Source organism: Pontibacterium granulatum (assembly GCF_029961155.1).
GTDB classification, from domain to species: domain Bacteria; phylum Pseudomonadota; class Gammaproteobacteria; order Pseudomonadales; family Balneatricaceae; genus Pontibacterium; species Pontibacterium granulatum.
Map to the genome: position 1 here is coordinate 82,373 of NZ_JASBRH010000012.1, position 22,149 is coordinate 104,521.

Here is a 22,149-nt window from a genome sequence, read left to right on the forward strand (position 1 = left end):
TTCTACAGGAATTGCACCTATGCAGCCGATCATCGCCGACTGGGATGCCCCGAAGAATGTTCATGCCCTGACCTCCACCCGTTTGGGTGGGGTGAGTGAGGCTCCCTACGCGGGACTGAACCTGGGGGATCACGTCAGCGATGATCCGGCGGCGGTGGGGCAGAACCGGCAGCAACTGATTGATGCGCTGGGACTGCAGCAATCCCCCCAGTGGCTGCAGCAGGTGCACGGTATCACCGTGGTGAAAGCCGAGGCCGACGGCAGTGTACCGGAAGCGGATGCCTGCTGGAGCGACCGGCCCGGTCAGGCCTGTATTGTGATGACCGCCGACTGTTTGCCGGTGTTTTTTGCCGACAAACAGGGTAGCCGCGTGGCGGTAGCTCATGCGGGTTGGCGGGGACTCGCTGACGGCGTGTTGGAAGCCACCTTGAACTGCTTTGATGACCCCGCTCAGGTGGTCTGCTGGCTGGGGCCGGCGATCGGTCCGGAGGCATTTGAGGTGGGGGGCGAAGTGCGCGAACAGTTCTGCGCCCTCTTACCAGCATCCGAGCAGGCCTTTAAACCGGTTGCAGGTAAAGAATCAGACGATAAGTGGCTGGCCGATATCTACCAGCTGGCACGCCTGCGCCTCAATGCCGCCGGTGTCACCCGCGTCAGCGGAGGTGAACATTGCACCTTTAGTGATGCTGACCAGTTTTATTCCTACCGCCGGGATGGCGTCACCGGCCGTATGGCCAGCGTGATCTGGTTGGATTGATCCCACGCAGGTTCGCGTTCTCTCTATCTCGTTCCCATGCTCCCGCGTGGGAACGCATATGCTCGCTTTATTTCACCCTGTATGGGTTCCCACGGAAGACCGTGGGAACCATCAATTTTTCTCTTTTCATCACGATTCTTCGTATACATGTAGGGCAGCTTTTAAGCTGCCGGCAGGCTAAAGCCTGCCCTACAAGAGTCCGTCTTATTGCCACAGGGGATTTTTACGTCATAATATGCTGTATATATATACAGTATCTATGCGTGTCTTATGGCTACAAAATCCGGTTCTCTGCATTCATTGCTGCATAAAGGTGCGGTCTGGCGTGGACGACAGACTGCAGATCAACCCTGCCACCACAGCCTGAGCAGCGGTTATCCGCAGCTGGATGCACTGCTGCCTGGCCAGGGGTGGCAGGCGTCACAGCTGGTGGAACTGCTCTATCAGGAGGAGGGCAGCGGTGAGTTGGGTCTGGTGCTGCCGTTGCTGGCCGAGTTATCACAACAGGAGCGCTGGGTGCTCTGGGTAGATCCACCCCATATTCCCTATGCCCCGGCGTTGCTGGATGCCGGGGTAAACCTGGACCGGGTGCAGGTAGTACGCAGCAACAGTCGTCGCGACCGTCTCTGGTGTCTGGAACAGAGTATGAAAAGTGGCTGCTGCAGTGCAGTGTTGGGTTGGCTGCCTGCCGGGCAGGAGAAAGCGATCCGCCGCTTGCAGGTGGCTGCGGCCGAGGGCGAGTGCCGTGGCTTCCTGTTTCGGCACAGCCGCTGTCGCGAACAGCACTCCGCCGCGCCTTGCCGTCTGTTGCTGGAACCCCATCCGGAAGGCGTCACCGTGAGCACGTTGAAGCGCCGTGGTGGTTGGCCGCTACCGCCGCGGTTGGTGCCGGTGATGCCGTCTGCCTTAAGTAAGCCGCAGTCTGATAAGAACCGTCGTCCACAGCTAACACTGGTGGGTGGATCGGATGAGCATGCCTATCACCCCCGCCACTGAGCACGATCCGCTCTGGCTCTACCTGCACTTTCCCCTACTGGCGCTGGAAGCCCAGCAGCTGGAAGCGGGCATCGCCGGGTTGCTGGATGATCGTGGTCAGAAGCTGGCGTTGTGCAGTTACGAAGCGGGGCAGGCGGGGCTGGAACCGGGCATGGCGATCGCCACCGCGTTCAGCATCTGTCCCGAGCTTGAGCTGTTTCATCCCAACCCGGAGCGGGTACAGCAACAGCTGGAATCGCTGGCGCTTTGGGCAGGCAGTTTCAGTGCGCAGGTGGTGCTTTGCCCGCCGGAGGGATTGCTGCTGGAGATCGCGTCGATGCTGCATTATTTCGATGGTCTGAAAAGCCTCTGGCAGCAGATGCAGACCCGCCTGCGCACGCTGGGGTTCCATATCCGCTACGCCACCGGCCATACGCCGTTGGCCGCCCGGTTGTTGGCACGGGGCGGGCGTTCGCTCTGTATTGAGGGGTGTGAAGCCCATCTGCAGGTGCTGCAGCTGTTACCGATCAACCAACTGGAACTGCCCGCCAAGCAGCAGGATCAGCTGCGGGGGATGGGCTTGCTGCGGTTGGAGCAGCTGCAGGCTTTGCCACGGGAGGCGATCAGCAGTCGCTTCGGCCCCAAGTTGCTCGATTACCTGGATCGCATCAGCGGCCAGCGTCCCGATCCGCAGACTTTCTTTGAACCGCCACCCCTGTTCCAGCAGTTCCACGAGTTCTCCCGTGAAGTGGAAAACAGCATGGCGCTACTTTTCCCGTTGCGCCGTATGCTGGAATCCCTGGCAGGGTACCTGCGCCGCACGGAGTTACTGGCACAGCAGCTGGAGTTGGCATTGGTGGAGCGTGATGGCGCACACGAGCTGTACTCCATCGGTCACGCCGCCGGTTCCGCCGATGCCGAAACCTGGCTGGGACTGTGCAAGCTGCGCCTGGAGCAGATCAAACTGCAGAAACCGGTGCTGGCACTGCAGTTGGAGGTGGAGCGGTTTAAGGGGCAGCAGCAACAGAGCTACGACCTGTTCGAGCGCAGGAAGCAGGCGGAAGACCCGATGGACCTGCTCAGCCGTTTACGGGTCCGCCTTGGCGAAAATGCCGTGCAGCCGGTGGCCCTCTGTGCCGACCACCGCCCCGAGCTCAGCTGGCAGTTCAGGGCGGACAAAAAGGAGAAAGGCGGTTCGGTTCTGCCACGTGGCCGCCCGGGTTGGTTATTGCAAAAACCACAGCAGATCGCCCGGCAGCAGCTGCCGCCCCATATCGAGCTGCTGGCCGGTCCCGAGCGGATCAGCAGTGGCTGGTGGGACACTCGTCAAGTGCGGCGGGATTACTACATCGGGCGCTGGGTCGATGGTCGTTATGGCTGGTTGTTCCGTGACGCGGGCGGTGACTGGTTCCTGCACGGCTGGTTTGGCTGAGAGGTGAGTCATGCAATACGCCGAGCTGCACTGCCTCAGTAACTTCAGCTTTCTGCGGGGCGCCTCCCGTCCGGACGAGCTGGTCCTGCGCGCCCATGAACTGGGCTACCAGGCGCTGGCGATCACCGACGAGTGTTCAGTGGCGGGTGTGGTGCGGGCCTGGGAAGCGTGCCGCGAGCTGTCGTTGAAGCTGATCGTGGGGGCGGAATTTCATCTGGATGGGCATTGTCTGGTGCTGCTGGCCCCGGACCGTCTGGCCTATGCCGCGCTTTGTGCACTGATCACCACCACTCGCCGCCGCTGCGAAAAGGGCAAATACCAACTTTACTGGGATGACCTCGCCGATGGGGTGGGCGGGTGCTTGCTGCTGTTCCGGCCTTCTGACGATGAACACGATGTGATGCACCGAGCCAAGCGTGTGAAGGCCTGGTTTCCCGAGCGCTGTTGGTGGTTGCTGGAGCGGTTGCTGGAGAACGGTGATGACAGTCGTTACCAGCAACAGCTACGTCAGGCCCGTGTACTGGGGATTCCACCGGTCTGTGGCAATGACGTACATATGCACCACCCGGATCGCCAGCGTCTACAGGATGTACTGACCGCAATCCGTCTGCGTACCAGCGTACAGCGGGCGGGGTTTGCCCTGGCCGCCAACGCCGAACGCCACCTGCGTTCATTCCGCAAACTACAACACCTCTATCCCGTTGAGTTGTTGCAGCAGACCGTTGCGATCGCCGAGCGTTGCCACTTCGATTTGGGGGAGTTGCGTTACGAGTATCCGGCGGAGCTGGTGCCCATGGGTAAAACCGCCGGACAACACCTGCTGGAGCTGGTCGATACAGGCAAACAGCTGCGTTATCCCCAGGGAGTGCCGGACAAGGTGCAGCAGCAGATCAACTACGAGCTGCAAGTGATCGCCGAGATGCAGTACGAGCACTACTTCCTCACCATCCACGACATCGTACGTTTTGCCCGCGAGCGCCAGATCCTCTGTCAGGGGCGGGGATCGGCAGCGAACTCGGTGGTGTGTTACTGCCTGCATATCACCGAAGTGGATCCGATGCAGGTCAACCTGCTGTTTGAACGTTTTATCTCCAAGGAGCGCAACGAGCCGCCCGATATCGATGTGGACTTCGAGCACGAGCGGCGCGAGGAAGTGATCCAGTACATCTACCAGCGTTATGGCCGTGAGCGGGCAGGGCTGGCGGCTACCGTGATCAGCTACCGCGCCAAGAGCGCGATCCGCGACGTGGGTAAGGCACTGGGCATGGACGAGAGTTACCTGAGCTGGCTGATCAGCCGCCTCGACCGGCGTGACCACAGCAATCCCTGGTTGCAGCAGCTGGCGGCGATGGGCGGGGATAATCCAGCGCCGATCTACCAGCAGTTTGTGGAACTGGTGGCGCAGATCCTCGACTTTCCCCGTCACCTCTCCCAACACGTGGGCGGCTTTGTGATCTCGGCCGGTCCCCTGTCCGAGTTGGTGCCGGTAGAGAATGCGGCGATGCAGGACCGTACCGTGATCCAGTGGAACAAGGATGATCTGGAAGCGTTGGGCCTGTTGAAGGTGGATGTGCTCTCGCTGGGCATGCTGACCGCGATCCGCAAAACCCTGGGCCTGCTCAGCGAACAGCAGGGCCAACCGATGCGGGTGCAGGACATTCCGCGTGAAGATCCGGCGGTGTACGCCATGCTCAGCAAGGGCGACAGTATCGGAGTGTTCCAGGTGGAATCCCGCGCCCAGATGAGCATGTTGCCGCGCCTCAGACCACAAAAGTTCTACGACCTGGTGATCGAAGTGGCCATTGTGCGTCCCGGCCCGATCCAGGGGGATATGGTGCACCCGTTCCTGCGCCGTCGCGATGGGCTGGAGCCGGTGGATTATCCGAGTGAGGCGGTAAAAGAGGTGCTGGGACGCACCTTGGGTGTCCCTATCTTCCAGGAGCAGGTGATCAAGCTGGCGATGGTGGCGGCGGGTTTTACCGGCGGTGAAGCCGATCAACTACGCCGGGCAATGGCCGCCTGGCGGCGCACTGGTTATATCCGCAAGTACCAGCAGAAGCTGGTGGAGGGGATGCTGGCGCGGGGGTATGACCTTGAGTTCGCCCAGCGCATCTGCCGCCAGATCGAAGGTTTTGGTGAGTACGGTTTTCCCGAGTCCCACGCCGCCAGCTTTGCCCTGCTGGTGTATGTATCGGCCTGGCTCAAGCGCCACCATCCGGCAGCGTTCTGTTGTTCGCTGCTCAACAGCCAGCCGATGGGCTTCTACTCCCCCGCGCAGTTGGTGCAGGATGTGCGCAGGCATGGGGTTATCGTGTTGCCAATCGACCTCAATGCTAGTGGTTGGGATCACACTCTCGAACCTCTTGTAGCAGCCGGCGTTTTATCGGCCGCAGGCGCTGACGGCGATGATGCACCGAAATTATCTGTAGCAGCGGGCTCCGACCGCGACAAGCCGCAAAGCATAAATATGTCGCCCTCAGAGCGGGCTGCTACAACAGATCGTTATGCGCTTCGCCTGGGCCTACGCCTGATCAAAGGCCTGTCAAAACAGGGCGCCGAAGCCCTGATCGCCGCCCGTCCGGCAGAGGGTTACCAATCCGTCTCTCAGGCCCGCCAGCGTTGCCGTTTATCCCGTGGCGACTGGGATGCCCTGGCCGCCGCCGGGGCGATGAACTCGATCTCCGAACACCGCTATCAGGCCCGTTGGGAGCTGCTTGCCGATACTCCCTGGCTGGAGATGGACCCGGAACCGTTGCATCAGATATGTGACGATCCGATCCGGCTGGCGGCGCCGGATGAACAGTCCGACCTGGAGGAGGACTACCGCAACACCGGCCTCAGCCTGGGACGTCATCCGCTGGCGATGATACGGGCGCAGGGCATCCTGCCACGCTGTCTGAGTGCGGCCCAACTGGAGGATTGTCGCCACGGCCAGCTAGTACATGTGGCCGGACTGGTGACCAACCGACAGCGGCCGGGCACCGCCAGTGGGGTGACTTTTGTCACCCTGGAAGATGAAACCGGGCAGATCAATCTGGTGGTGTGGCAGGCCACCGCGAAGGCACAACGGCGGGCACTGCTGGCGGCCAATATCCTGCAGGTGTCCGGTGTGTTGGAGCGGGAAGGGGACGTGATCCATGTGGTGGCGGGGCGGCTGCAGGACATCAGCTTCCAGTGGGATGCGCTGAAGGTGAAGTCACGGGATTTCCGTTAACACCGTGACCAGAGAGCAGCAGTCTATGCTTTAGGTAATTAGATGAGGTGATATCCGGAATTTCCAATATAGAGGAAATAAATCCATTACGCTGTTGAATATGTTGTTTTGTCCTGTATATTGGATTTTTATCCTATTTGATAACGTATTGTCCCAGCAGGGTGGTAAAGATGACGCGCGACGAATATCTACAGGGGTTGGCAGCACAGTGTGAACAGCTGAAAGATGACGGCTTGTACAAGACGGAACGGCAGATCGTGTCACCTCAGGCGACCGATATCCGCCTGCAGAACGGTCATCGGGTAGTGAACTTCTGTGCCAACAACTATCTGGGTCTGGCCAATCATCCGGACCTGATCCAGGCGGCGAAACAGGGCTTGGACGAGCACGGTTTCGGTATGGCCTCGGTGCGTTTTATCTGTGGCACCCAGGATATCCATAAACAGCTGGAGGCGCGGTTGAGCGCATTCCTCGGTACCGAAGACAGCATCCTCTATTCATCCTGTTTTGATGCCAACGGCGGGCTGTTCGAGACGTTGCTGGGGCCGGAAGACGCGGTGATCAGTGACGCCCTCAACCATGCCAGCATTATCGACGGCGTGCGCCTGAGCAAGGCCAAGCGCTTCCGTTATGCCAACAATGACATGGCCGAGCTGGAACACTGCCTGCAGCAGGCGCAGGATTGTCGGGTACGGCTGATCGCCACCGACGGTGTGTTCTCCATGGACGGGGTCATTGCCAACCTGCCGGGGATCTGCGGCCTGGCGGAAAAATACAATGCCCTGGTGATGGTGGATGACTCCCATGCGGTGGGTGCCATCGGTGCGCATGGACGCGGTAGCCATGAGTACTGCGATGTGATGGCGCGGGTGGATATTCTCACCGGTACCTTCGGTAAGGCGTTGGGTGGTGCTTCCGGTGGTTATACTTCCGGCCGCAAGGAGATCGTTGACTGGTTGCGCCAGCGCTCGCGCCCCTACCTGTTCTCCAACTCCGTGGCGCCGGCGATTGTCCAGGCGACCCTGCAGGCGTTGGATCTGGTGGAGCAGGGCAGCGATCTACGCGACAAACTGCAGGACAACAGCCGTTACTTCCGTGAAGCGATGAGCCAGGCCGGGTTCACCCTCGGTGGTAAAGATCACGCCATCATCCCGGTGATGATCGGCGATGCGGCCCTGGCGGCCGAGATGGCAGAGCGCCTGCTGGCCGAAGACATCTACGTGATCGGTTTCTCCTATCCGGTGGTACCGATGGGCCAGGCACGGATCCGAACCCAGATGTCCGCAGGCCACACCCGCGAGCAGCTGGAGCGGGCGGTGGACGCCTTTAGCCGGATCGGGCGTGAGCTGGGGGTAATCTGAAATGCGCGCACTGGCAAAACTACACCCCGAAGAGGGGATCTGGCTGCATGTCACCCAACGGCCGAAACTCGGCCATAACGACTTGCTGATCAAGATCCATAAGACCGCCATCTGCGGCACTGATATCCATATTTACAATTGGGACCATTGGGCACAGCAGACCATCCCCGTAGGGATGACAGTTGGCCATGAGTATGTCGGTGAGGTGGCGGACATCGGCTGCGAGGTCGAGGGCTTCCAGATTGGTGACCGGGTCTCCGGTGAAGGTCATATCACCTGCGGCCATTGCCGCAACTGTCGGGCCGGGCGACGCCATCTGTGTCGTAATACAGTTGGTGTGGGGGTGAACCGTTCCGGTGCCTTTGCCGAATACCTGGTCATTCCGGCCATCAACGCCTTCAAGATCCCGGACAATATCTCCGATGATCTGGCGTCGATCTTCGATCCCTTCGGCAACGCCCTGCATACCGCACTCTCTTTCGATCTGGTGGGGGAGGATGTGCTGATCACGGGGGCCGGCCCCATCGGGATTATGGCTGCAGCAATCGCCCGCCATGTCGGTGCGCGCCACGTGGTACTGACCGATGTGAATGACTACCGATTGGCGTTGGCCCGGAAGATGGGAATTCAGCATACCGTGAATGTGGCTAAACAGTCGCTCGATGCGGTGATGACCGAGCTGGAGATGACGGAGGGATTCGATATCGGCCTGGAGATGTCCGGTGTGCCCCAGGCGTTCCGCGACATGCTCAGCGCCATGAACCACGGTGGCAAAATCGCCATGCTGGGGATCCCCGGTGATGAGATGGCGATCGACTGGAATCAGGTGATCTTCAAGGGATTGCTGATCAAGGGGATCTACGGTCGCGAGATGTTCGAGACCTGGTACAAGATGGCGTCGGTGATCCAGTCCGGCCTGGACCTGACGCCGATCATCACCCACCATTTCCCGATTGGCGACTTCCAGCAGGGCTTCGACGTGATGCGCTCGGGTAACTCCGGCAAGGTGATCCTGGACTGGCGTTAGGGAAGGTGCGAGTAGGTCCTACAGAGCACTCACAGGACTTATTCGAACCTTCCTTAGCTACGCCGTTTTGTGCACCACCAGAAAGGCCCTGGCCACCTGCTCACCGGCATTGCGGATGCTGTGTTGTACATCCGCCCGGTAGCGCAGGGTATCTCCTGCGCTGGCTTGGGTGCTGACCTGGCCCTGGAGCGTGACCTCCAGTTGCCCCTCGCTTACTGACAGGTGCTCGCGGGTGCCACGGCTGTGCGCCTCCGAGACCAGGGCACTGCCCGGCTGAATGATCAGTTCGTACCACTCGAATTCTGAGGCGGTAGCAATCGGATTCAGCGCCCGCAGTTCACAGCCTTCATCATCGCTCAGCATCCGTGGGGTGTTCTGTGCCGTCTGCTGCTCAATTTTCAGGTCGTCGCTTTCCACGCACAGGGCGGTGAGCTCATCAATGCTGAGTCCCAGAGCGCGGGTGATGTTCCACAGGCTGGTGAAGGTTGGATTGGTGTTGTCCCGTTCGATCTCCGACAGCATGGAGCGGGAGACACTGGACAGCTCCGCCAGCTGCGTCAGGTTGAGGCCAAGCTCTTTACGCCGTTGTTTAATGGCAGCACCCAAGTGCGGCGTGGTGGACTGTGACATGAAAACTCTCTATCGGCAGCTTATAAATCGGGACCATAATAACAGACCGTGCTGCTCTATGGCCTTTGCTGTCATCTGCGGCTAGAGTAACAGCACACTCTTCAGGAAATCATGCTGTGGATAAGTTGCAACGCCCGGCTCCATTTGTCGACCTGCTGACGGTCGTCCCCACCCTCCGGCTCGACCTCAAATACCTCACCGGTGATAACTTCGTTGGTGACCGCATCGACGGTTACGACGCCGAGCTATGCCTGATTACCCGCCCGGCTGCGAGTGCTTTACTGCGTGTGCAGCAGGCTCTGGCCGAATTTGGTCTCGGACTGAAGGTATTCGACGCCTACCGGCCACAGCGTGCAGTGGACCATTTTCTGCGTTGGTCCCAGGATCACGCCGACGTACGTCACAAAGCCGACTACTACCCTTCACTACAGAAACCCGAGCTGTTCTCCAAGGGGTATCTGGTGCAGCACTCCAGCCACTCCCGTGGCAGTACTGTCGACCTGACCCTTATCGACCTGACAACGGATACCGAGTTGGAGATGGGGACCCGCTTCGATTTCTTCGGCCCCGAAAGCTGGATCAACTGCCAGACCATCTCGGCCCAGGCGCGGGCCAACCGAATGTTGCTACAACATGTAATGGTGCAGCACGGATTTGTGCCGTTCCATCACGAATGGTGGCACTTCACCCTGCAGGACGAACTTTATCCGGATACCTGCTTCGACTTTCCGCTGATCAACTAATCGCGAAACAGTTGTAAATCTTGATGTTGGTCATGGGGCGTAGTGTAAGGGTATTGGATAATCATTCGCATTCTCTTGTAGGGTGTTTTTTCCATGACTCTGATCGACGTTGCAAAGAAACAAACCTGCCGCATTCTGGCGATCAAAGGCCCCGATAACCTGCGTCAGCGTCTGACTGCCCTGGGTGTCTTGCGGGGCCAGAAGGTACGGCTCAGTGCCAGTACCCTGTGGGGCGACCCGCGGACCTACGCGATCGGTCGTCAGCAGATCTGCCTGCGCAACGACGATGCCCGTATGGTGGAAGTGGAGTTGTGCAATGACTAGTCAGGTCTTCACTGTGGCCCTGCTGGGCAATCCCAACTGCGGTAAAACCTCCCTGTTTAACCTGCTTACAGGTTCCCGCCAGCGTACCGGCAATATGGCCGGTGTCACTGTGACCAGAAGGGAAGGGGAGCGTGAATATCAGGGTGTGAGGCTGCGTTTTGTTGACTTGCCGGGGATCTACTCGCTCAGTCACAACCGCGTTGAGGAACGTGTCGCGCGTGACTACCTGTTTGAGACTCCGCCCGATCTGGTGCTCAACGTGGTGGATGCGGGCAACCTGTCACGTAACCTGGCGCTCACCACCCAGTTGCTTGAGCAACAGCTGCCTACCGTGATCGCATTAAATATGCTGGACGAGGCGGAAAGCCAGGGGATTGCCCCTGACTGTGACAATCTGGCCCGGTTGCTGGATCTGCCGGTTTTGCCCAGTGACGGGCGTAAACCCCGTTACCTGGATCTGTTACTGGATACGCTGGTTGAGCAGCTGCGTAATCAACCGACCGCACCCGCGCTGGAGATCGCTTACGAGCAACATGTGGAGCAATCCGTTGGCCGCCTGACCGGGACCGGCCTGAACCGTTGGCAGGCGGTACAGGCCCTGGAATCGGCCGGGGATGTGGCGTTTGTTCTGCACGACCATCAGCGTGACCTTTTGCAGCAAGAGGTCGCGCAGCTGGAGAGTTACCACGACGACAGCGCCGCACAGCTGATCGCCGAGGGGCGCTACGGGTATATCCATGGCCTGATGCACAATAGCGGCAGTGACCACGACGAGATCTCCTTTGCCGAACACTGGCTGGATTCTGTGGTATTAAACCGTTGGCTCGGCCTGCCGGTCTTTGTAGGTTTGCTCTGGTTGATGTTTGAAACCACCTTTACCCTCGGCGCCTATCCGGCTGACTGGATCGACGCCGCTGTCACGCTGCTGGGGCAGTGGCTGGCAGCAGGGGTACCGGACGGTTTATTGCGGGATGTACTGGTGGATGGGTTGGTTGCCGGGGTGGGTGGTGTATTGGTATTCCTGCCCAATGTGGTGTTGCTGTTCACCTTTATCGCGATCATGGAACAGTCCGGTTATATGGCGCGGGCCGCGTTTCTTACCGACCGGTTGATGAGCCGGGTGGGGCTGCACGGTAAGGCCTTTGTGCCGTTAGTCATGGGCTTTGGCTGCAACGTGCCGGCGATTATGGCAACCCGCACCATTGAGGAGCCCCGTGCGCGCCTGATCACTATCCTGATTAATCCGTTTATGAGCTGTTCGGCGCGCCTGCCGGTGTATGTATTGCTGGCAGGGATCTTCTTTGCCGATCAGGCCGGTACAGTGCTGTTTGGTATCTACATGCTGGGTATCCTGATGGCATTTACGGTGGCGGCGATCCTCTCCCGCAAAATCCCAGCGCAGCACGATGAGTCCTTTATCATGGAGCTTCCGCCGTGGCGCTGGCCATCCCTGCGATCACTGGCATTGCATGTGTGGGACAAGGCTGGGGATTTCCTCTCCAAGATTGGCAGCGTGATTCTGGTTGGTTCCCTGCTGATATGGTTGCTGCAAACTTTTCCGCAAAACGCGGATCAGTCGTTCCTGGAGCAGCTGGGTCACTTGCTGGCCCCACTCTTTGCGCCACTGGGTTTGGGCTGGCAGGAAACTGTAGCACTACTCTCCGGCTTTATTGCCAAGGAAGTGATCGCGGCGACATTGGCGGTGGTGTATCAGGCGGGTGAGCAGGATATGGCTGGATTACAGGCGGCTCTGTTGGCAGGTTTGGCACCAGCGGCGGGGCTGGCACTGATGGTGTTTACTCTGCTCTATATGCCGTGTCTGGCCACCATTGCGGTGATCCGTCGTGAAACCGGTAGCTGGCGATGGGCGATGGTGTCGATCCTTCTGGGGCTGGTGCTCGCCTGGGGCGGGGCATTCCTGACCTACCAGATTGGCAGTCTTTTTTTCTAAGGGGGCAAGATGGGTGATCTAAGTTGGCTTGACCTGATTGTGCTGGCCGTAGTGGTGTTGGTGATCCTGACCTGGTTCAGTCGTTTTATCCGCCGCAGCTTGAGCGCCGGGTGTGACAAGTCGTCTGGTTGTGCCGGGTGTTCAGGTTGCGATACGCCCGACAATCCCTCCAATTCCTGATCCTTTTGCAACGTCGGGTAGCGGAATCTGCTACCCCGGCGGAGAAAATTCCCTCCCTTCACACTCTAATCAATACTGCAAGCCACTACTTATTTGGGAGGCAGCGGTATGACACGCAACACACAACTGGATCAGCTGGAAGCACAAGTCCGCGAAAATCTAAAAGAAGGCGATATCCTGTTTATCTCCATCAACGCGTTTCTCTATAAACAGGTGGCACGGGGCACCGGCAGCTGGTGTTCGCACGTGGGTTTTGTGGTGCGTGAACAGGGTGAATGGTACGTTCTGGAAAGTGCCGTACCGGTGGTGAAACGCAGCCCCCTGCGCAAGTATCTGGCAAGAACCTGCAACAACGAGGTGGCGATCCGTCGCCTGAAATCCGGTGTCAGTGCCGCACAGGTTGAGCTGCTGAAGGTGGAAGCGCAGAAACGGATGGGCCGCTTCTACCACCTGGGGTTCCAGTTCGACTCCAAGCGCCAGTTCTGTTCCAAGTTTGTGCACGAATGTTTCCGTGATGCCCTGGGCATTGAGCTGGGTAAGGTGGAGACGCTGGAAGGGTTGCTGGAGCAGAACCCGCAGGCCTCCGTCGGCTTCTGGCGTGCCTGGTACTTCGGTTTTATCCCCTGGCAGCGCCGTACCCTGACTCCGGCCAGTCAGCTGGCAGACGACGCGTTGGAAACGGTATTCGCGACGATCTGATCTCAATTGCCACTTAAAGCGGGCGCGATGCAACGGTCACTGTGCGCTTACGCCAGTGCTGCTGAACGAGCAGGGCAGTGCAGATCACGATCGAAAGTACTACCGCGTATAACATGGAGCTGCCCAGGCTATAGACAAACAAACCACAGGCGGCCAGCCCAACCGCAATGGCTGGACGATGGCGACGAGACAGCAACTTCCAGGCAGCGAACATGGCGGCGCCATAGATCAATACAAATACGCCGTTTACCCAGTGCGCCAGTACGGCAAAGTCCAGTTCTGCAAAGAAGCTCATGACGAGTATGAGTGCAGAGATCAGCATAAATGCCAGTAGGGCAGCTGCCGGAACCTGGTGTTTGTTGAGGGGCTTCAGCTGCGCCGGTAATACACCCTCGTGACTGAAACTCCAGGCCAAACGCGACAGACTGGCAAAGTACACATTGATGGTAGCCAAGCCGCTGATCAGCCCCAGGGCACCAATAATCCAGCGACCACTCCCTCCCAGCAGCCGTTCAAACGCACCCACCATCGCCAGTTCATGGTTCGTTGCCAACAGCGACAGGTAGGTACAGCCGATAAAGATCAGACCAACCAGCGAAACCCCGCCCAGGGTGGCCGGGATAAAGTCCCGTTTCACATCCTTGAACTCCGTAGCCAGATGGGTGATCGCCTCGATCCCCAGGAAACTCCAGATTGCTAATCCCATCGCGGTCAGTACTTCGTCAGACTTACCTGCTTTAACCTCTTCAGGGGCTGCGGAGGTTAAAAACGCTGCCCCCAGCATCACGACCACCACCGCGAGGATGATCAGCGTCAGGCCTAACTGGAGACGGCCGGATAATTTCAGGCCGCGCCGGTTGAGGAAAAACAGCGTCATAAACACCGTCAGTTCGATCCCGATCAGCTGCTGCGGGGTGAGTGAAATCAGTGGATCGAGAAACTTGAAGGTCATGATCAGCGCCGCTGCCGCACCCGGTGGTACGGCAAACAGAAACAGCAGTCCGATCACGCGTCCGGCGGTCACACCAAAGGCTTCCCCGACAAAATACGCTGGGCCCGCTGCATGGCTGTACTTACGGCCCAGTTCGGCAAATACGTAGGCTAACGGCAAGATCGCCACCAGTAGGATAATCCAGGCCCAGAAGGCCTGGTCACCAGCCTGCTGGATGGTCAGTTGTGGAATGATAAACACACCGGTACCCAGCAGGGTGGTGGCAATCAACCCCATCCCTTGCCAGCGTGTAATTGTTTGATTTAGCCTTGTCATCCCCAACGCTCCAGATCGAAAACACCAGTGTACGGATAAGCGCCGATTCAAGGTGCCGTAATGCGGTTGCGATTTGCAGCTTTTCCCGGTGAATTCCGACGTTTTGCAGGTCAGGTGATCAGATGGATAGCTTTGATCAGAAAATAATCGCTGCGCTGCAGAAAAATGCGCGCCAGAGTGTATCCAGCATTGCCGAACAGGTGAGCCTGTCACGTACCGCCGTGTCCGAACGGATCAAACGGTTGGAGGCAACCGGCGAGATTCTGGGGTATCAGGTGCTGACCGCTTCACAAGCCGAGACCGGCGAGCGTTTGAAGGCATATTTCGAGATCAGCCACGGTGGCATGGAGTGCGCGCCTTTTGTGCAGGAGCTGATGAAGTTTCCCGAAGTAAAGCGTTGTCATGGCACCAGCGGTGACGTGGATCTTCTGGTGTATGTGGATGTGTCCAACATGCAGCGGTTGCACGATCTGCTGTCGGCAGTGACAAAATTGAAGCCGCCAGGTGCCAGAATCCGGACCCATATGATCATGCGTGAATGGTACCGCTAGATCGTAGTTGTCATCATGAAAAAAGGCGCCCGAAGGCGCCTTTTTGGGTGGAGTTGAATTCGACTTAGGCGCCGATGATGCCACCGTCGTTGCGACGTACCACCATGATGGTGGAACGCGGCTTGCTGTTACCACCCGCCGGGAAGTGGGATGGCTTGTCTTTCTCACCCGGGTGCTGGATACCCACGAACATGGTGCGCTGGTCAGGGGAGAAGGTCAGGCCGGTGATTTCACAGGCCACCGGGCCGGTTGCGAAGCGACGGATCTCGCCAGTCTGAGGGTCAGCACACAACATCTGGTTGTTACCCATACCGGCGAAGTCTTTCGCGTTGGAGTAGTTGCCATCGGTCTGAATCCACAGACGGCCTGCCTGGTCGAAGCCGATACCGTCCGGGCTGTTGAACATGTTCTCTTCGCTGATGTTGGTGGAGCCCGCGTACAGGTTGCCGGAGTGAACCGTTGGGTTACCGGCGATGACCAGCAGATCCCAATCGAATTCAGCAGCGGTGTGGTCGCCGTTAGCGGGCCACCAACGCAGGATCTGACCGTACTTGTTTTCGATTCGAGGGTTAGGGCCACCCACCGGCTGACCTTCTTTCTTACCGCGGTGTTTGTTGTTGGTCAGCGTACAGCAAACCACTTTGTTGTTCGGATGTACTGCAACCCACTCGGGACGGTCCATGGTGGTCGCGCCTACCTGGGTCGCCGCTTCACGGGCAAAGATCATCACGGATGCCTGATCTTCGAACCCGTTGGCTTGGGTCAGACCGTTTTTGCCGTGTGTCAGTTCAACCCATTCACCTTTACCTTTCAACTCACCTTCTTGCGCGTTGAAGCGCGCCACGAACAGGGTGCCCTCTTCCAGCAGGTTGCGGTTCGCTTTCATATCGTCAGCGTTGTATTTGCCTTTGGATACGAACTTGTACAGGTGCTCGCCACGCTCGTCGTCACCCAGGTAAACCACCACGTGACCGTTGTCGTCGATGGTAAGAGCCGCGTTTTCGTGTTTGAAGCGACCCAGCGCGGTGCGCTTCTTCGGCGTGGAGTTCGGATCAAACGGATCGATCTCGACCACCCAACCGTGACGGTTCGCTTCCTGGGATTCTTTGGACAGGTCAAAACGCGCGTCAAAAGAGGACCACTGGTAGCCCTTGTCCTTCGCCTTGATACCGTAACGCTTCTGGTGAGCGTCCAGTTTCAGGTTTTCGTCAGTGGAGGAGAAGTAACCGTTGAAGTTCTCTTCACAGGTCAGGTAAGTGCCCCAAGGGGTCTGGCCGTTTGCGCAGTTGTTGAAGGTACCCAGGACTTTCTTGCCAGTTGGGTCCGCCTTGGTTTTCACCAGGTCGTGGCCAGCCGCAGGACCGGTCAGCTCCATATCGGTGTTCGCCGTGATACGGCGGTTGTAAGCGGAGTCTTTCAGGTAGCTCCAGCTGCCGTCAGCGTTCTGCTTGATTTCGAATACGGAAACACCGTGTGCTGCCTGAGCTTTTTTCACATCGTCGGCGGTCATCGCCTTGCCTTTGTGATCGAACAGCAGCGTGTAGTTGGTGTATTCGTTGTTTACGGCCAGCAGAGCCCGGTCTTCAGACAGTGGGAACAGGCTCATACCATCGGTGTTGTCACCGAACTGGCCAGCCTGTGCAGCAGCGTTCTGGGTGCCGGACTCGTCAAATGCTGGCGCGCCACGCAGAATTGGGTCGCCCCAGGAGATCAGTGGCTGAGCGTTGTAGCCTTCCGGTACAACAAAGGTATCAGCGGTGCTGGCTGGAATAGCAGAGAAGCCCAGCAGCTTGCTTGCAGCGGGCTTGGTTGCCGCAGCAACGGCCTGTGCCAGTGGGTTAGCAGCCAGGAACAGGCCCATTGCCGCAGCACCACCACGCAGGAAACCACGACGGCTTACTGCTTTGTCTACGATAGTTTCCAGATCGGAAGCGTTGTCCTGCAGGCGATCCGCATCACCCTGATATTGATCTTTCAGCATCTCACGTGTCCTGTTGAGGTTTAGTTATATGGGGCCAACGTTTTAGACGATTCGCATAACAGGCTGGTGAAGGTTTTATTGATGTTTTGTGTAAGCCTACAGGTTTTTTAAGGCGGCCATTAGATTTGCTCATGATCAAACTTTATGTGGCTAATTCCTGATCTATCTTGAAACAACAACCCTCTGGCCCCATACATTAGGAAAGCATTAATTAAGTAAAACCCGCCGACAGTGTATGTCGGAGTTGTTTCACCGCACTTGCCTGAGTAAAGGGAGTGCAGAGCGGCTGTTGCGGCTGACCCGGTGTCGGCGCAGGAGCACTCAAACCCACACAGGCCTGATGGCTGTGTAAGGAGACAAAATGAGACCTGATAAATTTACCGCTAAACTCCAGGAAGCACTGGCTGACGCGCAATCCCTCGCCGTAGGCCGTGACCACAACTACATCGAACCGATGCACCTGCTCAGCGCTTTGCTGGATCAACAGCAGGGTTCTACATCACAACTGCTGGCGCAGGCCGGTGCCGATATCAATGCATTGCGACAGAACGTGGCGCAGGCGCTGAATGACCTGCCGCGCGTAGCCAATGCTGACGGTGAAATTCGCATCTCGCCGGATACCGGTCGTATCTTCAACCTCGTTGATAAACTCGCGCAGCAGCGTGGCGATCAGTACATCGCCATCGAACTGGTGCTGTTGGCGCTGGTGGACGATAAGTCCCCGGCTGGAAAACTGTTGCGTGAAAGTGGAGTCAATAAACAACGCCTGGAAGGAGTGATCAGTCAGATGCGTGGTGGTGAAAACGTAAACGATCCGAATGCGGAAGAAAGCCGTCAGGCGCTGGAAAAATACTGTATCGACCTGACCGCCCGCGCCGAGAGTGGCAAGCTGGACCCGGTGATCGGCCGCGATGACGAGATCCGCCGTGCCATCCAGGTGCTGCAGCGCCGTACCAAGAACAACCCGGTGCTGATCGGTGAGCCGGGTGTGGGTAAAACCGCCATCGTTGAAGGTCTGGCGCAGCGTATCGTTAACGGTGAAGTGCCGGAAGGCTTGAAACACAAGCGGGTGCTGTCGCTGGACATGGGCGCCCTGATTGCCGGGGCCAAGTTCCGCGGTGAGTTCGAGGAACGCCTGAAAGCGGTGCTGAACGAGCTATCCAAGCAGGAGGGCCAGATCATCCTGTTTATTGACGAGCTGCACACCATGGTGGGTGCCGGTAAAGCCGAAGGTGCGATGGATGCAGGCAACATGCTCAAGCCTGCCTTAGCCCGCGGTGAGCTCCACTGTGTCGGAGCCACCACCCTGGATGAATACCGCCAGTATGTGGAAAAAGACGCTGCATTGGAGCGCCGATTCCAGAAAGTGCTGGTGGATGAGCCGAATGAAGAAGACACCGTGGCGATCCTGCGTGGCCTGAAAGAGCGCTACGAAGTGCACCACGGGGTGGATATTACCGACTCCGCAATTATCGCCGCAGCCAAGTTGTCCCAACGATATATCACCGACCGTCAGTTGCCGGACAAGGCGATCGACCTGATCGACGAAGCGGCCAGCCGTATTCGTATGGAAATGGACTCCAAACCGGAAGATATGGATCGTCTGGAACGCCGTCTGATCCAGCTGAAGATGGAACGCGAGGCGTTGAAGAAAGAGAAAGACGCCGCCGCGAAGAAACGTCTGGAAGAGCTGGAAGGCACTATCAGTGGTCTGGAGCGTGAGTTTGCCGATCTGGACGAGATCTGGAAGGCTGAGAAAGTTGCCCTGCAGGGTTCGCAGAAGGTGAAGGAAGAGCTGGACCAGGTGCGTGTTGAGATGGAAAAAGCGCGCCGTGAAGGTGACCTGTCCCGCATGTCCGAGTTGCAGTACGGACGTATTCCTGAGCTGGAAAAACAGCTCGCCCAGGCCAGTGAAGCGGAACAGCAGGAGAGCGAAAGCAAAAACAAACTGCTGCGCAACAAGGTCACCGAGGAGGAGGTGGCTGAAGTGGTCTCCCGCTGGACCGGTATCCCGGTCAGCAAGATGTTGGAAGGCGAGCGCGAGAAGCTGCTGCGCATGGAAGCCGAACTGCACAAACGCGTAATGGGCCAGGAAGAGGCGGTGGTTGCGGTGTCCAACGCCGTGCGCCGTTCCCGTGCCGGCCTGGCCGATCCGAACCGTCCACACGGCTCCTTCCTGTTCCTCGGTCCAACCGGGGTGGGTAAAACCGAGCTGTGTAAGGCGCTGGCCGGATTCCTCTTTGATACCGAAGAGGCGATGGTGCGCATCGATATGTCCGAGTTCATGGAGAAACACTCCGTAGCGCGTCTGATCGGTGCACCTCCGGGGTATGTGGGGTATGAAGAGGGTGGGTACCTGACCGAAGCGGTACGCCGTAAGCCGTACTCCGTACTGTTGCTGGACGAGGTGGAGAAAGCCCACCCGGATGTGTTCAACATCCTGCTGCAGGTACTGGAAGACGGTCGCCTGACTGATGGCCAGGGGCGTACCGTGGACTTCCGCAACACCATTGTGGTGATGACCTCCAACCTGGGCTCCGACCTGATTCAGAATTACAGTGACGATGACGACTACGACCTGATGCGCGCGGCGGTGATGGAAGCGGTGGGCGGACATTTCCGTCCGGAAGTGATCAACCGTATCGACGAGGTGGTGGTGTTCCACAGTCTGAAGAAAGAGCAGGTGGCCGGTATCGCCGAGATCCAACTCAACCGTCTGCGTGCCCGCCTGGCCGAGCGTGAGCTGGGCCTAACACTGACCTCAACCGCGATGGACAAGCTGGTGGAGCTGGGCTTCGAACCAATATATGGTGCCCGCCCATTGAAACGTGCGATCCAGCACTACATCGAGAACCCACTGGCCCAGGCCCTGTTAGCCGGTCAGTTTGTCTCGGGTGATGAGATCGCAGTTGATGTTGAAGCAGGAGAGTTTACTTTCCGCTAAACAAAAAAACGGCCCGGAAACGGGCCGTAAGTTTTTGGGGACAGCGCTCCCCACTCTGACATGGAAAGGGAGGTACCCGTGTCAGTGTATTGAGGGTGCACAAAACGCATTTGTCAGACTTCTGTGCACCCTCAGCTATCGCCTTACGCCGCTCTTAGCGGAAGGCAATATCTCTCAGCAGCAGTGAGATCTGCGGGAACATCACCAGCAGCACCGTTGCGACCAGCAGGATCACCAGGAACGGTGGTACACCCCGGATCACATCCATAAACGGTCGACGGAACACGGCCACGGCGGTGAAGATGTTGCAGCCGAACGGCGGAGTTGCCGCACCGATCGCCACCTGCAGGGTGATCAGAACACCCACCAGCACCGGATCCAGACCGGCTGCTTTCACCAGCGGCGCAAAGATCGGTACCAGGATCAGGATCACCACGATCGAATCCACAAACATACAGCCCACAAAGAAGGCGATATTGATGGCGACCAACGTCATGATTGGTCCCGCACCTTCCAGACCGATGGACGCGATGATCTGCTGTGGGATCTGTGCGAACGACAGTACCCAGGAGAAAGCTGCACCCGCGGCGATCAGGATAAATACCACCGAGGTTATGGCACCGGTGGAGAGGGCGATGTCGATCACATCACGGAATTTGATGGAACGGAACACCAGGCCTTCCAGGATCAGTGCGTAAAGCACACAGATCGCGGCCGCTTCGGTTGGGCTGAATACACCACCGTAGATACCCCCCACGATGATAGCCGGGAAGCCCAGTGGCCAAAGGGCGCGGCGCAGCGCGACAAAACGTTCTTTCCAGGTGGCACGCGGCTCGACAGGGATGTTGTGCTTCTTCGCGTAGTAGATGCAGTACACGGAGAACAACACGATGATCAGCAAGCCGGGGCCAAGACCGGCAATAAACAACTCGGAGATCGACGTGCCGGAGATCACGCCGTAGATGATCATGCCGATTGACGGCGGGATCAGGTAGGCGAGGTCGGCGGCGTTGATGATCAGGCCCATAGCAAACGAATCGTTATAACCCGCCTTCAGCATACGCGGACGCATCGCACCGCCCACCGCCACCACGGTTGCCTGGGTGGAGCCACAGACAGCGCCAAACAGGGCGCAGGCCGCAGTCACGGAGACCGCCATGCCGCCACGGATATGGCCTACAAAGCGCATTACCAGGTCCACCAGACGGTCGGCGGAGTGGCCGCGGGTGATGATGTCCGCCGCCAGGATAAACATTGGGATGGCGATCAGGGCCGCCGGTTTCACGCCGCCAATCATCTGCTGGGCAACCAGCTGGATGTTCAGGTCCTGCATGAAGATAAAAAACGCCAGCAGGGTGGCCGCCAGCAGCGGCATCATCATTGGGAATCCCGCAATCAGCAGCAGGATCATCACGGTGATCATCATCCAAGTCATGACTTAATCTCCTGTACCTGAGTTTGGATCCGGTCGGTGTGTGTCGGGGACTCGTCCGGCATCTCCAGTTCGTGGTCCTGTTTGTAGAGGTGCATCACTTCGCTGACTTCAGGGTCTTCATACTGATCGACGGTGGTATAAGAGATATAGACGTCCTCATCCGCCAGATTCAGGTTCTTCACCATCGTCAGTACATACTGAATGCCGGTGAGCGCAAAGCCGGCCACCACCCAGACATAGGTCATGTACAGTGGTACCTGCAGGGCCGGAGTCACCCGGCCTCGGCGGGCGATCTTGGCCACATACTCGAAGGCGTACCAGGCGAGGATGAACATTACCACCGCCGTCAGGCTGGCGATCAGAACCATCATCAGCTTCTTGGCGCGAGCCGGCAGCAGATCGTAGAAGGCCGACATACGGATATGGCGTCCTTTACGGGTGACATAACCCAGCCCCATAAAGGTAATGATAATGATCAGGAACTCGTTCAGCTCCTCGGTGAAATAGATACTTTGTGAAAAGACGTAACGACCAAAGACGTTAGCGATGGTGTTGGTCGCCATGAGCATCACCCCCCAAGCGAGGATGAAGGCTTCAGCCCGATCGATCAGTGTGTCCAGGCTCGATAAAAGACGGTGTGGCGAATTAGCTTGTGAGATCATTGCTTCCACCCTTGTT

Annotated in this window: 18 protein-coding genes; 13 read left to right on the forward strand and 5 right to left on the reverse strand. The window is 58.2% G+C overall.

Translation table 11 applies throughout. The features are described from left to right. The first annotated feature begins 19 nt into the window (after window positions 1–19). The 6 genes from pgeF (at window position 20) to tdh (ending at window position 8,766) form a co-directional block, all read left to right on the forward strand. Window positions 20–757 carry a peptidoglycan editing factor PgeF gene (gene pgeF / locus QKW35_RS12785; RefSeq protein ID WP_282353635.1) on the forward strand — a complete coding sequence of 246 codons (738 nt, stop codon included), beginning with the start codon at window positions 20–22 and terminating at the stop codon, window positions 755–757. A 270-nt stretch (window positions 758–1,027) separates the two neighbouring features. Continuing rightward, window positions 1,028–1,753 (forward strand): translesion DNA synthesis-associated protein ImuA, encoded by a 726-nt coding sequence (imuA, locus tag QKW35_RS12790; RefSeq protein WP_282353636.1) that lies wholly within the window; start codon window positions 1,028–1,030, stop codon window positions 1,751–1,753. After that, the gene (locus QKW35_RS12795; RefSeq protein ID WP_282353637.1) at window positions 1,725–3,164 is read left to right on the forward strand and encodes a Y-family DNA polymerase; all 1,440 of its coding nucleotides are present in this window, start codon (window positions 1,725–1,727) and stop codon (window positions 3,162–3,164) included. Before imuA ends, QKW35_RS12795 begins: the two co-directional genes overlap by 29 nt. 10 nt (window positions 3,165–3,174) lie before the next feature. Next, entirely contained in the window at window positions 3,175–6,378 is a 3,204-nt protein-coding gene (locus QKW35_RS12800; RefSeq protein ID WP_282353638.1) for an error-prone DNA polymerase, read from the forward strand. A gap of 170 nt (window positions 6,379–6,548) precedes the next feature. After that, on the forward strand, window positions 6,549–7,739 hold the full coding sequence (locus tag QKW35_RS12805) for a glycine C-acetyltransferase (RefSeq protein WP_282353639.1): 1,191 nt from the start codon (window positions 6,549–6,551) through the stop codon (window positions 7,737–7,739). A 1-nt stretch (window position 7,740) separates the two neighbouring features. Next, window positions 7,741–8,766, forward strand: coding sequence for an L-threonine 3-dehydrogenase (gene tdh / locus QKW35_RS12810; protein WP_282353640.1), 1,026 nt, complete (start codon window positions 7,741–7,743; stop codon window positions 8,764–8,766). A gap of 57 nt (window positions 8,767–8,823) precedes the next feature. Here tdh and QKW35_RS12815 read toward each other — a convergent pair whose 3' ends face one another. Further along, window positions 8,824–9,396, reverse strand: coding sequence for a helix-turn-helix domain-containing protein (locus QKW35_RS12815; protein WP_282353641.1), 573 nt, complete (start codon window positions 9,394–9,396; stop codon window positions 8,824–8,826). 116 nt (window positions 9,397–9,512) lie between these two features. On the opposite strand from QKW35_RS12815, the gene QKW35_RS12820 reads away from it, so the two are divergent. The 5 genes from QKW35_RS12820 to QKW35_RS12840 all read left to right on the forward strand — a co-directional run bounded on the left by QKW35_RS12820 (window position 9,513) and on the right by QKW35_RS12840 (window position 13,293). After that, complete coding sequence (locus QKW35_RS12820; protein WP_282353643.1) at window positions 9,513–10,139, forward strand: M15 family metallopeptidase; 627 nt, start codon at window positions 9,513–9,515, stop codon at window positions 10,137–10,139. A 93-nt stretch (window positions 10,140–10,232) separates the two neighbouring features. Further along, on the forward strand, window positions 10,233–10,463 hold the full coding sequence (locus QKW35_RS12825; protein WP_282353644.1) for a FeoA family protein: 231 nt from the start codon (window positions 10,233–10,235) through the stop codon (window positions 10,461–10,463). Next, the gene (gene feoB, locus QKW35_RS12830; protein WP_282353646.1) at window positions 10,456–12,414 is read left to right on the forward strand and encodes a ferrous iron transport protein B; all 1,959 of its coding nucleotides are present in this window, start codon (window positions 10,456–10,458) and stop codon (window positions 12,412–12,414) included. Before QKW35_RS12825 ends, feoB begins: the two co-directional genes overlap by 8 nt. 9 nt (window positions 12,415–12,423) lie before the next feature. Beyond that, entirely contained in the window at window positions 12,424–12,594 is a 171-nt protein-coding gene (locus tag QKW35_RS12835) for a FeoB-associated Cys-rich membrane protein (protein WP_282353648.1), read from the forward strand. A gap of 108 nt (window positions 12,595–12,702) precedes the next feature. After that, complete coding sequence (locus QKW35_RS12840; protein WP_282353649.1) at window positions 12,703–13,293, forward strand: YiiX/YebB-like N1pC/P60 family cysteine hydrolase; 591 nt, start codon at window positions 12,703–12,705, stop codon at window positions 13,291–13,293. A 13-nt stretch (window positions 13,294–13,306) separates the two neighbouring features. Here QKW35_RS12840 and yjeH read toward each other — a convergent pair whose 3' ends face one another. Next, entirely contained in the window at window positions 13,307–14,560 is a 1,254-nt protein-coding gene (gene yjeH, locus QKW35_RS12845; protein WP_282353651.1) for an L-methionine/branched-chain amino acid transporter, read from the reverse strand. 122 nt (window positions 14,561–14,682) lie between these two features. Between yjeH and QKW35_RS12850 the strand changes: the two genes are divergently transcribed. Next, window positions 14,683–15,111: an Lrp/AsnC family transcriptional regulator gene (locus QKW35_RS12850; RefSeq protein ID WP_282353653.1), complete on the forward strand. Its 429-nt coding sequence runs from the start codon at window positions 14,683–14,685 to the stop codon at window positions 15,109–15,111. 64 nt (window positions 15,112–15,175) lie between these two features. Here QKW35_RS12850 and QKW35_RS12855 read toward each other — a convergent pair whose 3' ends face one another. Next, window positions 15,176–17,092 (reverse strand): PhoX family protein, encoded by a 1,917-nt coding sequence (locus QKW35_RS12855; RefSeq protein WP_282353654.1) that lies wholly within the window; start codon window positions 17,090–17,092, stop codon window positions 15,176–15,178. A 361-nt stretch (window positions 17,093–17,453) separates the two neighbouring features. Between QKW35_RS12855 and clpB the strand changes: the two genes are divergently transcribed. Continuing rightward, window positions 17,454–20,036 (forward strand): ATP-dependent chaperone ClpB, encoded by a 2,583-nt coding sequence (gene clpB, locus QKW35_RS12860; RefSeq protein WP_282353656.1) that lies wholly within the window; start codon window positions 17,454–17,456, stop codon window positions 20,034–20,036. Window positions 20,037–20,190: 154 nt separating this feature from the next. Here the strand turns inward: clpB and QKW35_RS12865 are convergent, their stop codons facing one another. Both QKW35_RS12865 and QKW35_RS12870 read right to left on the reverse strand, forming a co-directional pair. Further along, window positions 20,191–21,471 (reverse strand): TRAP transporter large permease, encoded by a 1,281-nt coding sequence (locus tag QKW35_RS12865; RefSeq protein WP_282353658.1) that lies wholly within the window; start codon window positions 21,469–21,471, stop codon window positions 20,191–20,193. Continuing rightward, on the reverse strand, window positions 21,468–22,133 hold the full coding sequence (locus tag QKW35_RS12870; protein ID WP_282353660.1) for a TRAP transporter small permease: 666 nt from the start codon (window positions 22,131–22,133) through the stop codon (window positions 21,468–21,470). Before QKW35_RS12870 ends, QKW35_RS12865 begins: the two co-directional genes overlap by 4 nt. Window positions 22,134–22,149: the final 16 nt, after the last annotated feature.

Coding starts and splice junctions, on each gene's coding strand:
- QKW35_RS12840 (WP_282353649.1), top strand. CDS start 12,703: ATGACACGCAACACACAACTGGATCAGCTGGAAGCACAAGTCCGCGAA.
- feoB (WP_282353646.1), top strand. CDS start 10,456: ATGACTAGTCAGGTCTTCACTGTGGCCCTGCTGGGCAATCCCAACTGC.
- QKW35_RS12850 (WP_282353653.1), top strand. CDS start 14,683: ATGGATAGCTTTGATCAGAAAATAATCGCTGCGCTGCAGAAAAATGCG.
- tdh (WP_282353640.1), top strand. CDS start 7,741: ATGCGCGCACTGGCAAAACTACACCCCGAAGAGGGGATCTGGCTGCAT.
- QKW35_RS12795 (WP_282353637.1), top strand. CDS start 1,725: ATGAGCATGCCTATCACCCCCGCCACTGAGCACGATCCGCTCTGGCTC.
- pgeF (WP_282353635.1), top strand. CDS start 20: ATGCAGCCGATCATCGCCGACTGGGATGCCCCGAAGAATGTTCATGCC.
- QKW35_RS12855 (WP_282353654.1), bottom strand. CDS start 17,092: ATGCTGAAAGATCAATATCAGGGTGATGCGGATCGCCTGCAGGACAAC.
- QKW35_RS12805 (WP_282353639.1), top strand. CDS start 6,549: ATGACGCGCGACGAATATCTACAGGGGTTGGCAGCACAGTGTGAACAG.
- QKW35_RS12815 (WP_282353641.1), bottom strand. CDS start 9,396: ATGTCACAGTCCACCACGCCGCACTTGGGTGCTGCCATTAAACAACGG.
- clpB (WP_282353656.1), top strand. CDS start 17,454: ATGAGACCTGATAAATTTACCGCTAAACTCCAGGAAGCACTGGCTGAC.
- QKW35_RS12870 (WP_282353660.1), bottom strand. CDS start 22,133: ATGATCTCACAAGCTAATTCGCCACACCGTCTTTTATCGAGCCTGGAC.
- yjeH (WP_282353651.1), bottom strand. CDS start 14,560: ATGACAAGGCTAAATCAAACAATTACACGCTGGCAAGGGATGGGGTTG.
- QKW35_RS12835 (WP_282353648.1), top strand. CDS start 12,424: ATGGGTGATCTAAGTTGGCTTGACCTGATTGTGCTGGCCGTAGTGGTG.
- QKW35_RS12800 (WP_282353638.1), top strand. CDS start 3,175: ATGCAATACGCCGAGCTGCACTGCCTCAGTAACTTCAGCTTTCTGCGG.
- QKW35_RS12825 (WP_282353644.1), top strand. CDS start 10,233: ATGACTCTGATCGACGTTGCAAAGAAACAAACCTGCCGCATTCTGGCG.
- imuA (WP_282353636.1), top strand. CDS start 1,028: ATGGCTACAAAATCCGGTTCTCTGCATTCATTGCTGCATAAAGGTGCG.
- QKW35_RS12865 (WP_282353658.1), bottom strand. CDS start 21,471: ATGACTTGGATGATGATCACCGTGATGATCCTGCTGCTGATTGCGGGA.